Origin of the sequence: Sphingobium sp. HDIP04, from assembly GCF_000445085.1 — a bacterium.
GTDB classification, from domain to species: domain Bacteria; phylum Pseudomonadota; class Alphaproteobacteria; order Sphingomonadales; family Sphingomonadaceae; genus Sphingobium; species Sphingobium indicum.
This window is the reverse complement of sequence record NZ_ATDO01000075.1, coordinates 1-14026: the sequence shown is the minus strand read 5'-3', so window position 1 is coordinate 14026 and position 14026 is coordinate 1. Positions and strand designations below refer to the sequence as shown.

Here is a 14026-nt window from a genome sequence, read left to right as displayed (position 1 = left end):
GAGGGGACATTCGAGTCTTCCGATCGTCCGCATTGGCGATGGGAGATAAAGCTCGCAAAAATTGAGGCCCCTCAGCCCAACACCCTACCGGGCACGCTGAAGCGAGGCTTGATGGTGGACCCGCCGTGGACCCGCAAATTCACCTGACCCGCAGACCTTTTCAGGCCGCGGTCATAGATCACTGATTTTCAATGGAATTCTGGAGCGGGCGAAGGGATTCGAACCCTCGACCCCAACCTTGGCAAGGTTGTGCTCTACCCCTGAGCTACGCCCGCTCTGGCGGCCGGAGGATGTCCCTCTCGGCGGGTGGGGGGCAACTAGCAGCGGCTTCCCACCTCGGCAAGGGAGAATCTGCATAAAGTCATTTTTTTCGCCTCACGCCCGATTTGGCCCTCAATAGCCGGTTTATCCACCTTGCGGCTTGGCGTTGCATGGCCATATGCTACCATCCTGCCTGTCAAATCAGTGAGCAACGACGGATATGATCGCCCTTCGCCTCTTATGGCGGGGCAGGAGGAGGAGCATAGCATGCCAGAACCGTTGACGCGCCGCGGCTTGCTTCAGGGCAGCGCCGTCGCCGCTGCCGCCATTCCCGTGCTGGGCGAGGCGCAGGCCGCCGCCCCTGGCCGCCCGCAACGCCAGAAGGAGCAGGCCCGCATGAACGCCGTAGGACTGACCGTGAACGGCCGCGAGGTGCACCTGCAACTCGATCCCCGCACCACCCTGCTCGACGCCCTGCGCGAGCATCTGCACCTCAACGGCACGAAAAAGGGCTGCGACCATGGCCAGTGCGGCGCCTGCACGGTGATCGTGGAGGGGCGGCGGATCAATAGCTGCCTCACCCTGGCGGTGATGCATGAGGGCGATCATGTGACCACCATCGAAGGACTCGGCACGCCGGAGAAGCTCCACCCGATGCAGCGCGCCTTCATCACCCATGACGGCTATCAATGCGGCTATTGCACGCCCGGCCAGATCTGCTCGGCGGTGGCGGTGCTGGAGGAGATCGAGGCGGGCATCCCCAGCCATGCCACCGAAGATCTCGACCGCGTCGCCTTTTCCGAGAGCGAGGTGCGCGAGCGGATGAGCGGCAACATCTGCCGCTGCGCCGCCTATCCCAACATCGTCGCGGCGATCCGCGAGGTAGCGGGGGAGGATAAGGCATGAGGCCCTTCACCTACAGCCGCGCCGCCAGCGTCGAGGAGGCGGCGAAGGCCGCCGCCAGCACCCAGGGCGCGCGCTTCATCGCGGGCGGCACCAACCTGCTCGACCTGATGAAGCTGCAGATCGAGACGCCGACCCATCTGATCGACGTCAACCATCTCGGCCTCGACCGCATCGAGCCGACGGCGGAAGGCGGCCTGAAAATCGGCGCGATGGTCCGCAATACTGATCTCGCCGCCGACAGGACCGTCCGCCGCGATTATGCGGTGCTGAGCCGCGCCTTGCTGGCGGGCGCTTCGGGACAGCTTCGCAACAAGGCGACCACCGGCGGCAACCTGCTCCAGCGCACCCGCTGCCCCTATTTCTATGACACGCGCATGCCCTGCAACAAGCGCCAGCCCGGCAGCGGCTGCGGCGCGATCAAGGGGATGAGCCGCAGCCTGGCGATCCTGGGCACCAGCGACGCCTGCATCGCGCAGCACCCGTCCGACATGGCGGTGGCGCTTCGCCTGCTCGACGCGCAGGTCGACACGGTGGGCGCCGATGGCGGCCGCCGGTCCATCCCGATCGCGGACTTCCACCTACTGCCGGGCGAGACGCCGCATATCGAAAATGCGCTGAAACCCGGCGAACTCATCACCTCAGTCACCCTGCCCAAGCCCTTGGGCGGCACCCATGTCTATCGCAAGGTGCGCGACCGGGCCTCCTATGCCTTCGCGCTGGTGTCGGTCGCGGCGGTGTTTCAGAAGGATGGCCGGGCGCGCTTCGCTTTCGGCGGCATAGGGGCCAAGCCATGGCGCACCGACGCCGCCGATGCCGCCGCCCCGTCGGGTGCGGCCGCCGTGGCGGACGCTGCGCTGAGCGGCGCGCGGCCCACCGCGCACAATGCCTTCAAGCAGCAACTGACCGCCCGCACCCTTGCCTCGCTCTACCGTCAGAAGGGGGCCTGAGCCATGAAGTTCGACACGCCAGCCACCACCAATCCCATCGACCGGGGCCGCGTCGTCGGCGTTGCCCATGACCGGATCGACGGCCCTGCCAAGGTCACCGGCACTGCCCCCTATGCCTATGAACGGCACGACGCCGCGCCCAACGCCGCCTATGGCTGGATCGTGGGATCGGCCATCGCCAAGGGGCGGATCGGCGCCATGGACCTGCGCGCCGCCGAAGCCGCGCCCGGCGTGCTGGGCATCGTCACGCACCAGAATGCGGGGCCGCTCGGCAAGGGCAATTTCAACACCGCCCATCTGCTCGGCGGGCCGCAGATCGAACATTATGAGCAGGCGGTGGCGCTGGTGATCGCCGACACGCTGGAAAACGCCCGCGACGCCGCGCGGCTCGTCCGCATCGACTATGCGCCCGAACAGGGCCGCTTCGACCTGGCGGCGGAGCGGGACAAGGGCGTTCCGCCCCCGCCCGGCTTCGGCGGCCCCGCCGACACCAGGGCGGGCGATTTCGAGGCCGGTTTCGCCAAGGCGGCGGTGAAGATCGACCAGAGCTACACCACGCCGGACCAGAGCCATGCGATGATGGAGCCGCATGCGACCATCGCCGCCTGGAACGGCGACAAGCTCACGCTCTGGACATCGAACCAGATGATCGCCTGGGGCGTAGGCGAAATGGCGAAGACGTTGAAAATCCCGCCGGAAAATATCCGCCTCGTCTCGCCCTATATCGGCGGCGGCTTCGGCGCGAAGCTGTGGGTGCGCGCCGACGCGCTGCTGGCGGCGCTGGGATCGCGCCTGGTCGGCCGCCCGGTCAAGGTCGCCATCGCCCGGCCGCAAATCCCCAACAACACCGTCCACCGTCCCGCCACCATCCAGCGTATCCGCATCGGCGCCGACAAGCAGGGCGTGATCGACGCCATCGCTCATGAGGTCTGGTCGGGCGACCTGCCGGGCGGCGGCGCGGAAACGGCGGCGCAGCAGACGCGGCTGCTCTATCGCGGCCCCAACCGGCTGACGACGCACCGCCTGTCGACGCTCGACCTGCCGGAGGGCAACGCCATGCGCGCGCCTGGCGAGGCGGTGGGCCTGCTCGCGCTGGAAGTCGCGATGGACGAACTGGCGGAGGCATGCGGCGTCGATCCGGTCGAACTGCGCATCCGCAACGACGTGCAATATGATCCCGAAGCCGGACCGCAGCGTCCTTTTTCCAGCCGGAAGCTGGTCGAATGCCTGCGCGAGGGGGCGGCGCGCTTCGGCTGGAACCGCCGCAATCCCAAGCCAGGGCAGGTGCGCGACGGGCGCTGGCTGGTCGGCATGGGCGTCGCCACCGCCTTCCGCAACAATCTTGTCGCCAAGTCGGGCGCGCGGATCGGCGTCGACGCCAGGGGGCATGTGACGGTCGAAACCGACATGACCGACATCGGCACCGGCAGCTACACTATCATCGCCCAGACGGCGGCGGAAATGCTGGGCGTGCCGCTGGAGGCCGTGTCGGTGCGCCTGGGCGACAGCCGTTTCCCGGTATCGGCGGGATCGGGCGGCCAATGGGGCGCCAACAGCTCCACGGCGGGCGTCTATGCCGCTGCCATGGCCCTGCGCGCCAAGCTGGCGGAAAAGGCCGGCTTCCCGGCGGACAAGGGGCTGTTCGAAGATGGCCTGGTGCGCCTGGGCAACCAGTCGCAGCCGCTGGGGACGCTGGCGGGGCGGGAAGGCCTGTGGGCGGAGGACAGCATGGATTATGGCGACCTCGACAAACGCTATGCGCAGGCGACCTTCGGCGCGCATTTCTGCGAGGTGGGCGTGGACATCGACACGGCGGAGGTGCGCATCAGCCGCATGGGCGGCGCCTTTGCCGCCGGGCGCATCCTCAACCCCAAATCGGCGCGCAGCCAGGTGATCGGCGCGATGACCATGGGCGTCGGCGCGGCGCTGATGGAGGAACTGAGCGTCGACACGCGCTTCGGCTTCTTCGTCAACCACGACATGGCCGAATATCTGGTGCCGGTCCATGCCGACATCCCGCATCAGGACGTGCTGTTCATCGACGAACTGGACGACAAGAGTTCCCCCATGAAGGCCAAGGGCGTCGGCGAACTGGGCATTTGCGGGGCGGGGGCGGCGGTCGCCAACGCCATCTACAACGCCACGGGCGTGCGGCTGCGCGACTATCCGTTGACCATCGACAAGATTCTGGCGTCGTCAACCGGAAAAAGGGTCGCTTGAACTTCCGACGCCGCGCCCTTAGTCCCTGTCCCAAAGAGAGGAAAGGGCGCCGATGAAATATCTTCCGCTGTCACTGGTTCTGGCCGCAATTCCAACGGTTGCGGCCGCGGCGACGGAGGCGCCCGATCCGGACCGCATCGTCGTGACGGGGGAGGGGCTTTCCCTGCCGCCGGGCACCCCGGCCTATGGATCGGTGATCATCGACCGGGACCGGCTGACCAACAGCGCCTCCGGCCGGATCGAAAGCGTGCTGGGCGACGTGGCGGGATTCCAGCAGTTCCGCCGTTCCGACAGCCGCTCTGCCAATCCCTCGGCGCAGGGGGCGACGCTGCGCGCCCTGGGCGGCAACGCATCCAGCCGGACGCTGGTGCTGCTCGACGGCGTGCCGATGGCCGATCCCTTTTTCGGCTATATCCCGTTCAGCGCGCTCGTGCCCGACCGCCTGTCGGTGGTTCGGGTCACGCGCGGCGGCGGCATAGGGGCCTTCGGCGCGGGCGCCGTGGCGGGGACCATCGAACTCGCCAGCGCCACGCGTGACCAGCTTCCGACCTTCGCGGCCAGCGCCTTCTACGGCAGCAAGGACGCGACCGAACTGACCGCCAGCCTGACGCCCGACCTGGGCGGCGGCTATGTCTCGCTGTCGGGTCGCTGGGACCGGGGCGACGGCTTCCTGACCACGCCCAGGGACCAGCGCGTCGCCGCCACCGCGCCCGCCGCCTATGACGGATGGTCCACCAATTTGCGCGCCGTCGCGCCGCTGTCCGCCACGTCGGAAATCCAGTTTCGGGGCACCATCTTCCACGACGAACGGACCCTGCGCTTCCAGGGCGCGGACAGCATGAGCGAGGGGCAGGACGCCAGCATCCGCTTCATTTCCCGCGGCGCGTGGCAGGTCGATGCGCTCGCCTATATCCAGGCGCGCAACTTCTCCAACATCGTGATTTCGGCCTCCACCTTCCGCAAGTCGCTCGACCAGCGCAATACGCCCTCGACCGGCATCGGCGGCAAGATCGAGCTGCGGCCGCCGGTCGGCCCCGACCATGTGCTGCGCATCGGCGCGGACACCCGCTTCGCCAGCGGCGACATGTTCGAGGATGCCTATAACGCCAATATCGCGGCCAACACCGTGACCTCCCGCCGTCACGCGGGCGGCGAGCAGATCACCACCGGCGTCTTCGCCGAGGATGACTGGACGCTGGGCCGGCTGGTCCTGACCGGCGGCGCGCGGGCGGATCGCTGGACGATCAGCGACGGCTTCTATCGCGCCAGCGGCACCGGCGCGGCCAACAACAGCTTTGCCGATCGCTCCGACTGGCAGTTTTCCGGAAGGGTCGGCGCGCTCTACCGGATCAGCGATGCCCTCGCCCTGCGCGGCGCGGCCTATAGCGGCTTTCGCCTGCCGACGCTGAACGAACTTTACCGGCCGTTCGTGGTCTTCCCGATCACGACATTGGCCAATGCCGCGCTGACGCCCGAAAAGCTGAAGGGCGTGGAGGCGGGCATCGACGTCAGCCCGGTCACGGGCCTGACCCTTTCCGCCACCGGCTTCATAAACCGGCTGGACGACGCCATCGCCAATGTCACGCTCGTCAATCGCACCAACACCCGTGAGCGGCAGAATGTCGACCATATCACCGCCAAGGGCATTGAACTGACCGCCATCGGTCGGGTGAGCGATTTCCTGCTTTCGGCATCCTATGCCTATAGCCACAGCACGGTGCATGCGCCGGGAGAGGGCTTTGACGGCCTGACGCCGGCGCAAAGCCCGCGCCATGCCGCGAGCGCCACGCTGGCCTGGGAACCGAAGCAGGGACCGGCGCTCTCCGCCACCCTGCGCTATGTCGGCAAGCAATATGAGGACGACCTCCAGAAGGACGTGTTGCCTCATGCGCTGACTGTCGACGCGGTGGCGCGCCTGCCGCTCGGCCATGGCGTGACCCTGGTCGCGCGCGGCGAGAATCTCTTTGATGAGGAAGTGATCACCCGCAATGCCGGAGGGTCCATCGACCTGGGCACGCCCCGGACGCTGTGGATCGGCTTCCGTTTCGCAGGCTGAGGCAACCCTCTGAAAAAGCCCGCTGGTCCCGCCGGGGCAAAGCTGTATGAGGTCATCATGCGCCTTGCCCTGCTCCTCGTCCTGCCGCTCCTCGCCGCCGCGCCCGCCCAGGCCTGGGGGCCTGTCGGCCATCGCGTCACCGGCGCCATAGCCGATCGCAACCTGAGCGGCGTCGCCCGCGCGCAGGTCCGCCTGCTGCTGGGGACCGAGGATCTGGCGGAGGCTTCGACCTGGCCCGACGACATGCGGTCCGACCCCGCCGAATATTGGCGCAGGACGGCCAGCCCCTGGCATTATGTCACCGTCAGGGAGGGCGACCGCTACGCCGCCTCGGACGCGCCGAAGGAGGGCGACGCGGTGACCGCGCTGACCCGGTTCACGGCGACGCTTCGCGACCCCGGGGCATCGCTGGACGACCGCCGCGCGGCGCTGCGTTTCATCGTCCATATCATCGGCGACCTGCACCAGCCGCTGCATGTCGGCGGTGGGGACGACCGGGGCGGCAATGATGTGAAGGTCACGTTCTTCGGCGCGCAGAGCAACCTGCATTCGGTCTGGGATTCGGGCCTGATCGAGCAGCGCGCCTTGTCCTATTCGGAATATGCGGACTGGCTGTCGCGCTCCATCACGCCGGAACAGACGATCGGCTGGAGCCTGTGCGATCCGGACATCTGGACCCGTGAGAGCATCGCCCTGCGCAAGACGATCTATCCGGCGGACCCGAACCTTTCCTGGGACTATGCCTATCGGCATCGCGCCGAACTGGACGACCGGCTGCGGCGGGCCGGCGTGCGCATCGCCGCCTGCCTAAACGCGATCTTCGATTCGCCCCGACAGCCCTAGGCAGCGTGGACAAATTCAAGACTCGCCAGACTGAATGATTTGAGTGGGGATCGGACCTTCCCCCTATTCGTCACCCCTCCCCCCTATTCGTCACCCCGGACTTGATCCGGGGTCCCGCTGCCTTGGGCTGGGCGCGCACTCAGAAAGAAAGCGGGACCCCGGATCACGTCCGGGGTGACGGAAACTGATGTCCGCCATTGGCCATTTCCCGACATTCCGAATTTGTCCACGCGGCCTAAATCCCCACAGGCCTTGGGCCGGGATCGTCCGAATCACATTCCGGCCGCGACCGGAATGGAAATCGCTACTCCTGCTCCAGCAGCCGCTCCACGATCGCCCGCGCCGCCCGCGTGACGTCGTCCCAGGTCACGTCGAAGCCGGCATCGTCGCCGAAATAAGGATCGGTCACGCCGCTTCCCTCGCGTCCCGGCACCAGGTCCATCAGCAACCGCAACTCTGCCGTTCCGTCCGACGGCCGGATCCGCCGCAAGTTCCTCAAATTCCCCGCATCCAGCGCGAAGACATGGTCGAACCGCCGGAAATCCCCCGCCGTCACCTGCCGCCCGCGATAGCCGGAAATGTCGATCCCGTGCCGCAACGCCACCGCCTGCGCCCGCCGGTCCGGCGGCGATCCGACATGCCAATCGCCGGTCCCGGCCGAATCCACCGTCACCGAAAGGCCTGCCCGCTCCGCCTCCGCGCGCAGCGCCGCTTCCGCCAGCGGCGAACGGCAGATATTCCCCAGGCACACGAACAGGACCGAAGCGCTCATCCCTCGGCCGCCGCCGTGCTGAGGCCCAGTTGCGGCACGCCGATCGACCGCCGCCCGCCGAAATCGGTGCGCGCCACGATCACGCCCAGCTTTTCCATATAGTCGATCAGCCGCCGCACGCGCCCCGGCGAACTGGTGCCATAGGCGCGGGCCAGCGCCGCATCGTCGGGACAGGGCAGCCCTTGCATCGCCGCCCGCGCAATCAGCAGGAAGGGCGCGAGCATGTCCTCCGGCAGGGTCTCCGCCGCCTTCATCGCATCGGCCCAGCGCGGATCGCCGGCGTCGAACATGCCGGCCTGCGCCATGGCGAAACGCCTGCGGAAGGCGGGCAGGTCGAGCGGCGGCTGGCGCAATCCCTTCATCCGGCACCGCACGCCGAAATCCTGGTAGAGCGTCGATACGCCGGGCTGCGCATCGCCCAGATCGGCGACGATCTCCTCCAGCACGGCGATCACCACCGGCTCATTCTGCCCGAAGTCCAGTTCCGGCGCGGCAGGCTTGGCCGAAGGCGCGGCGGCCAGCGCCCGCATCAGTTCCTCGGCGGGCAGGGGCGGCGGCTCGACGCGCGGCGGCGGAGGGGGCAGCGCCTCCTCCTCGCCGGCGCCGGCGAACAGCAATTCCTGCAGATTTCCCGTCGCCGCGACCGGCGGTGGCATCAGCTTGTGCGTGCCGCCCCGCGTGCTGGTCTTGACCGATCCGATCTTCACCGCCACCGGCCGCCGGCAAATGGCCGGTCCCAAGGCCAGGAATCGTCCGCGCTCCAGGTCGCGGATCTGCTCCGCCTGCCGCCGTTCCATGCCCAGCAGGTCGGCGGCCCGCGCCATGTCGATGTCCAGGAAGGTGCGCCCCATCAGGAAATTGGACGCTTCCGCCGCGACATTCTTGGCCAGCTTCGCCAGCCGCTGCGTCGCGATCACGCCCGCCAGCCCCCGCTTGCGCCCCCGGCACATCAGGTTCGTCATCGCCGCCAGCGAAAGCCGACGCGCCTCGTCCGATACGTCGCCCGCCGCCACCGGAGCGAACATCTGCGCCTCGTCCACCACCACCAGCGCCGGATACCAATGATCGCGGGGCGCGTCGAACAGCGTCGACAGGAAGGTCGCGGCGCATTTCATCTGCGCCTCCAGCTCCAGCGATTCCAGGCTCAGCACGACGGAGGCGCGGTGTTCGCGGATGCGCATCGCCATCTTGACGATTTCGCGCTCATTATAATCGCCGGCATCGATCACCACATGGCCATATTCATCCGCCAGCGTGACGAAGTCGCCCTCCGGATCGATCACCACCTGCTGGACCAGCGCGGCGCTTTCCTCCAGCAATCGGCGCAGCAGGTGCGACTTGCCCGACCCCGAATTGCCCTGGACGAGCAGCCGGGTGGCAAGCAATTCCTCGACATCGACCAGAACGGCATTGCCGTTGCTGTCGCTTCCTATGCTGATGCTGGCGGTCACAGGGGTTCTTTGGCCCAGGGCAGGGGCTTCGCGCAAGTCCGCAGAATAAGTTGAAACTCTGCGATAATGCGGGGAGGACGGGCCTGGGTTCCTGCCTTCGCAGGAACACGCCAACCTATCAGGCGGGGCGGCACCGGACCGGATTCCCTTGACCATCCCATTGTTGCGGTGCAGCATCGATCCATCATGGCGACTCTTGCATCCTCCTCCGTGCCGGCGATCACCCAGAATCCCGACATCCGCTATCTCGGCCGGCTGCTGGGCGACGTCATCCGCGCCTATGGCGGGGAGAAGATCTACAAGCAGACCGAATATATCCGCTCCGCCTCCGTCGACCGGGCGCGGGGCCTGCATGGCGCGGACGTGGTCGACACCGGCCTGGATGCGCTGAACCTCGACGACACGCTCAGCTTCGTGCGCGGCTTCATGCTGTTCTCGATGCTCGCCAACCTGGCCGAGGATCGCCAGGGCGTCGCCGCCGAGCCGGGCGCGGACGTCGCCTCCGCCGTCGAAAAGCTGCAATCCCACGGAATAGGACGCCAGGCCGTGCTCGACCTGCTGTCCCACGCCCTGATCGTCCCGGTCCTGACCGCCCACCCGACCGAGGTGCGGCGCAAGAGCATGATCGACCACAAGAACCGCATCGCCGACCTGATGCTGCTCAAGGATGGCGGCCGGACGGAAACCGATGAGGGAGAGAATCTGGACGAGGCGATATTCCGCCAGATCGCGCTGCTGTGGCAGACGCGGCCGCTGCGCCGGGAAAAGCTGTTCGTCGCGGACGAGATCGAAAATGTCCTCGCCTATTTCCGCGACGTCTTCCTGCCCGTGCTGCCCGCGCTTTATGCCCGCTGGGAACGGGTGCTGGGCGCGCGCCCGCAGAGCTTCCTGCGCGTGGGCAACTGGATCGGCGGGGACCGCGACGGCAATCCCTTCGTCCAGGCGCCGCAGCTTCGATTGGCGCTCGCCAAGGGCTGCGAGGCGGCGTTGGGCTTTTATATGGATGCGCTCCACGCCCTGGGCGCGGAACTGTCGCTCTCGACCGAACTGGCCCATGTGTCGCAGGCGGTGCTGGACCTGGCCGACGCCAGCGGTGACATCTCCCCCAGCCGCCAGGACGAACCCTATCGCCGGGCGATTTCCGGCATATACGCCCGTCTGGCCGCAACCCACAGGTCGCTGGTCGGCAAGGCCGCGCCCCGCCCCTCGGCGCTCAAGGGGGAACCCTATGCCAGCCCGGCCGACCTGCGGCGCGATCTGGTGACGGTGGCGCAGGGCCTGGCGAGCGAGGGCAATGGCGCCCTGGCGACGGGCGGCGCGCTCGGCCGCCTGATCCGCGCGGTCGAGACCTTCGGCTTCCATCTCGCCACGCTCGACATGCGGCAGAATAGCGACGTCCACCAGGACGTGGTGGCCGAACTGCTGAAAGTCGCCGGCGTCGAGGCGGACTATGCCGGCCTCGACGAATATGCCCGCATCGCCCTGCTGCGGCGGGAACTGGCGAACAACCGGCCGCTCGGCACGCCCTTTTTCGAATATTCGGAAAGGACCGCCTCCGAACTCGCCATCGTCCATGCCGCGGCGGAGGCGCACCGCATCTACGGCCCGCAATGCATCACCCATTATATCATCTCCAAGGCGGAAAGCGTTTCCGACCTGCTGGAGGTCAACATCATCCTCAAGGAAGCGGGCCTGTGGCGCGCGGGCGCGGACGGCGGGCCGCCGCAGGCCGCGATCATGGCCGTGCCGTTGTTCGAAACCATCGCCGACCTGGAGGCCGCGCCCAAGATCATGGCCGCCTATTTCGGCCTGCCGGAGGTAGGGGGCGTGGTGCGGGAACGCGGCCATCAGGAAGTGATGATCGGCTATTCCGACAGCAACAAGGACGGCGGCTACATCACCTCCACCTGGGGGCTGTTCCAGGCGAGCAAGGCGCTGGCCCCGGTCTTTGCCGAAGCGGGCACGGCGATGCAGCTTTTCCACGGCCGCGGCGGCGCGGTCGGGCGCGGCGGCGGTTCTTCCTTCGCGGCGATCCAGGCGCAGCCCAAGGGCACGGTGCAGGGCCGCATCCGCATCACCGAACAGGGCGAGGTGATCGCGGCCAAATTCGGCACCCGCGACGTCGCCATGACCAATTTGGAGGCGACGACCAGCGCGACCCTGCTCGCCAGCCTGGAACCCGAAGTCCTGTCCGACCGCGACGCCGCCCGCTTCGCCGCCGCTATGGACCAATTGTCGAAGACCGCCTTCGCCGCCTATCGCGACCTGGTCTACGGCACCGACGGGTTCAAGGAATTCTTCCGGCAATTGACCCCGATCCAGGAAATTTCCGGCCTCAAGATCGGCTCCCGTCCGGCCAGCCGCACCAAGAGCACCCGGATCGAGGATCTGCGCGCCATCCCCTGGGTGTTCAGTTGGGCGCAGGCGCGGGTGATGCTGCCGGGCTGGTACGGCGTGGGTCACGCGCTTTCCGCCTTCGAGGACAAGGCGTTGTTGGCGGACATGGCGCAGCACTGGTCCTTCCTGCAATCCGCGCTCGCCAATCTGGAGATGGTGCTGGCCAAGTCAGACCTCGGCATCGCCGCCCATTATCTGCCGCTGGTGGAGGATCAGGCGAGGGGCGCGGAGATTTTCGACCGCATAAGAGGCGGCTGGGACATGACCCATGACGGCTTGCTCGCCGCCACCGGCCAATCGCGCCTGCTGGAGAGGAATCCGAAGCTCGACACGTCGATCCGTCTGCGCCTGCCCTATATCGAGCCGCTGAACCTGCTCCAGGTCGAACTGATGAAGCGCCACCGCAGCGGCGAGGACGACCCGCGCATCAAGGAAGGCATAGAATTGTCGATCAACGCGATCGCGACGGCGCTGAGGAATAGCGGATAGGGGTGGATTGCGGACCTTCCCCTATTCGTCACCCCGGACTTGATCCGGGGTCCCGCTGCCTTGGACGAGGCGGGCGCTCAGACAAGAAAGCGGGACCCCGGGTCAAGCCCGGGGTGACGGAAACTACGGAAACTGATGTCAGCTATTGGTCAGTTCCCGCCCCAATCGCTCCACCTACTTCCGCGGAATCCGCCTCGCGCTGGCCAGGTGGTGGGCGTGCGTGATCGCCACGGCCAGCGCATCCGATGCGTCGGGTCCAGCGACCTTCGCGCCGGGGAGAAGGCGGGAGACCATGGCGTGGACCTGCTCCTTCGACGCATTGCCGACGCCGACCACGGATTTCTTGACCAGCCGGGCGGCATATTCGCCCACCTCCATGCCGGAGCGCGACGCGGCCAGCAGCACCACGCCGCGCGCCTGGCCGAGTTTCAGCGTCGATTGCGGATTCACGTTCAGGAACACCTCCTCGACCGCGGCGCCATTGGGCTGATGTTCGAGGATGAGGTCGGTCAGCGCCAGATCGAGCACCAGCAGCCGGCTCGCCAGCGCCATGTCCGAATCGGTCTTGATCTGGCCGTTGGCGATATGGGTCAGCCGGTTGCCGTCGGCGGCGATCAGGCCCCAGCCGGTCGTGCCCAGGCCGGGGTCCAGGCCCAGGATGATCATGATATTTCGCTCGCCCGGTCGCGGGAGAGGATGGGGAGGCTTGTCCAGCTTCGCCGAAGCGGCAAGGCGCCCGGAACTTCGCGTCCCTCTCCCCGCCGGGAAGAGGGAAGGGGAAGGATCAACCCAGCTTCTCCATGACCTCGTCGGAGACTTCGTAATTGCCCCAGACGGTCTGGACGTCGTCATCGTCCTCCAGCGTGTCGACCAGCTTCATCAGCGTCGCCGCATTGCTTTCGTCCACTTCGACGGTGGTCTGGGGCTTCCAGGCGAGCTTGGCGCCTTCCGCCGGACCGAGCTTGGCCTCCAGCGCCCTGGCGACTTCGTGCAGCGCGTCCATGGCGGTCCAGATCTCATGCTCGTCCTCGTTCGAGGACACGTCGTCCGCGCCGGCCTCCAGCGCCGCTTCGAAGATCGCGTCGGCATCGCCCGCGCTCGCCGGATAGGTGATGAGGCCCATGCGGTCGAAACCATGGCTGACGGCGCCCGAAGCGCCCAGATTGCCGCCATTCTTGGAGAAGGCGGTGCGGACATTGGTCGCGGTCCGGTTGCGGTTGTCGGTCAGCGCCTCGACGATGATGGCGACGCCGCCAGGGCCATAGCCCTCGTAGCGAATTTCCTCGTAATTCTCCATGTCGCCGCCGATCGCCTTGTCGATCGCGCGCTGGATATTGTCCTTGGGCATGGACTGCGCCTTGGCGGCGTTGACCGCGAGGCGGAGGCGCGGGTTCATGTCCGGATCGGGCATGCCCATCTTCGCCGCGACGGTGATTTCGCGGCTGAGCTTGGAGAACATCGAGGAGCGCTTCTTGTCCTGCGCGCCCTTGCGATGCATGATGTTCTTGAATTTGCTGTGGCCGGCCACGGCCTGCTCCTGACTTGTCTGTTTGTTCGATGCGCGCTCTCTAGCGAGAGCGCCCGGTTCGCGCAACTTCGGGGTGCATGGAGATTTGGCCTGGGGATGCAAATTGAGTGGAGAGCGGACGCCCCCTCCCGCAGGCGGGAGGGGGTCAGGGGGTGG

General features: G+C 67.2%; 10 protein-coding genes and 1 tRNA gene. 6 read left to right on the top strand and 5 right to left on the bottom strand.

The annotated features are described in order from the left end of the window. Positions 1-200: 200 nt before the first annotated feature. Positions 201-275 (bottom strand) — tRNA-Gly (locus tag L286_RS32305). A 253-nt stretch (positions 276-528) separates the two neighbouring features. Here L286_RS32305 and paoA point away from each other — a divergent pair. The 5 genes from paoA to L286_RS32280 are packed head-to-tail and all read left to right on the top strand — an operon-like array spanning position 529 to position 7233. Continuing rightward, positions 529-1167 carry an aldehyde dehydrogenase iron-sulfur subunit PaoA gene (gene paoA, locus L286_RS32300; RefSeq protein ID WP_025160474.1) on the top strand — a complete coding sequence of 213 codons (639 nt, stop codon included), beginning with the start codon at positions 529-531 and terminating at the stop codon, positions 1165-1167. Continuing rightward, complete coding sequence (locus tag L286_RS32295; RefSeq protein WP_020817659.1) at positions 1164-2114, top strand: FAD binding domain-containing protein; 951 nt, start codon at positions 1164-1166, stop codon at positions 2112-2114. The genes paoA and L286_RS32295 overlap by 4 nt, the downstream gene beginning before the upstream one ends. Before the next feature lie 3 nt (positions 2115-2117). After that, positions 2118-4334, top strand: coding sequence for an aldehyde oxidoreductase molybdenum-binding subunit PaoC (gene paoC, locus L286_RS32290; protein WP_020817660.1), 2217 nt, complete (start codon positions 2118-2120; stop codon positions 4332-4334). A gap of 52 nt (positions 4335-4386) precedes the next feature. Continuing rightward, positions 4387-6390 (top strand): TonB-dependent receptor, encoded by a 2004-nt coding sequence (locus tag L286_RS32285; RefSeq protein WP_020817661.1) that lies wholly within the window; start codon positions 4387-4389, stop codon positions 6388-6390. Positions 6391-6447: 57 nt separating this feature from the next. Continuing rightward, positions 6448-7233 carry a S1/P1 nuclease gene (locus L286_RS32280; protein WP_020817662.1) on the top strand — a complete coding sequence of 262 codons (786 nt, stop codon included), beginning with the start codon at positions 6448-6450 and terminating at the stop codon, positions 7231-7233. Positions 7234-7537: 304 nt separating this feature from the next. On the opposite strand, the gene L286_RS32275 is transcribed toward L286_RS32280, so the two are convergent. Then, positions 7538-8005, bottom strand: a complete 468-nt coding sequence (locus L286_RS32275; protein ID WP_020817663.1) for a low molecular weight protein-tyrosine-phosphatase — start codon at positions 8003-8005, stop codon at positions 7538-7540. Beyond that, positions 8002-9456, bottom strand: coding sequence for an ATP-binding protein (locus L286_RS32270; RefSeq protein WP_020817664.1), 1455 nt, complete (start codon positions 9454-9456; stop codon positions 8002-8004). Before L286_RS32270 ends, L286_RS32275 begins: the two co-directional genes overlap by 4 nt. 186 nt (positions 9457-9642) lie before the next feature. Between L286_RS32270 and ppc the strand changes: the two genes are divergently transcribed. After that, positions 9643-12342, top strand: a complete 2700-nt coding sequence (ppc, locus tag L286_RS32265; protein ID WP_020817665.1) for a phosphoenolpyruvate carboxylase — start codon at positions 9643-9645, stop codon at positions 12340-12342. 174 nt (positions 12343-12516) lie between these two features. Here ppc and ruvC read toward each other — a convergent pair whose 3' ends face one another. Together ruvC and L286_RS32255 are read right to left on the bottom strand one after the other, a co-directional pair. Continuing rightward, on the bottom strand, positions 12517-13008 hold the full coding sequence (gene ruvC / locus L286_RS32260) for a crossover junction endodeoxyribonuclease RuvC (RefSeq protein WP_007688713.1): 492 nt from the start codon (positions 13006-13008) through the stop codon (positions 12517-12519). A gap of 118 nt (positions 13009-13126) precedes the next feature. Beyond that, positions 13127-13870, bottom strand: coding sequence for a YebC/PmpR family DNA-binding transcriptional regulator (locus L286_RS32255; protein WP_007688711.1), 744 nt, complete (start codon positions 13868-13870; stop codon positions 13127-13129). Positions 13871-14026: the final 156 nt, after the last annotated feature.

Excerpts from the sequence above, each read along its gene's own strand:
- paoA (WP_025160474.1), top strand. The coding sequence starts at position 529 with ATGCCAGAACCGTTGACGCGCCGCGGCTTGCTTCAGGGCAGCGCCGTC.
- L286_RS32295 (WP_020817659.1), top strand. The coding sequence starts at position 1,164 with ATGAGGCCCTTCACCTACAGCCGCGCCGCCAGCGTCGAGGAGGCGGCG.
- paoC (WP_020817660.1), top strand. The coding sequence starts at position 2,118 with ATGAAGTTCGACACGCCAGCCACCACCAATCCCATCGACCGGGGCCGC.
- L286_RS32285 (WP_020817661.1), top strand. The coding sequence starts at position 4,387 with ATGAAATATCTTCCGCTGTCACTGGTTCTGGCCGCAATTCCAACGGTT.
- L286_RS32280 (WP_020817662.1), top strand. The coding sequence starts at position 6,448 with ATGCGCCTTGCCCTGCTCCTCGTCCTGCCGCTCCTCGCCGCCGCGCCC.
- L286_RS32275 (WP_020817663.1), bottom strand. The coding sequence starts at position 8,005 with ATGAGCGCTTCGGTCCTGTTCGTGTGCCTGGGGAATATCTGCCGTTCG.
- ppc (WP_020817665.1), top strand. The coding sequence starts at position 9,643 with ATGGCGACTCTTGCATCCTCCTCCGTGCCGGCGATCACCCAGAATCCC.
- ruvC (WP_007688713.1), bottom strand. The coding sequence starts at position 13,008 with ATGATCATCCTGGGCCTGGACCCCGGCCTGGGCACGACCGGCTGGGGC.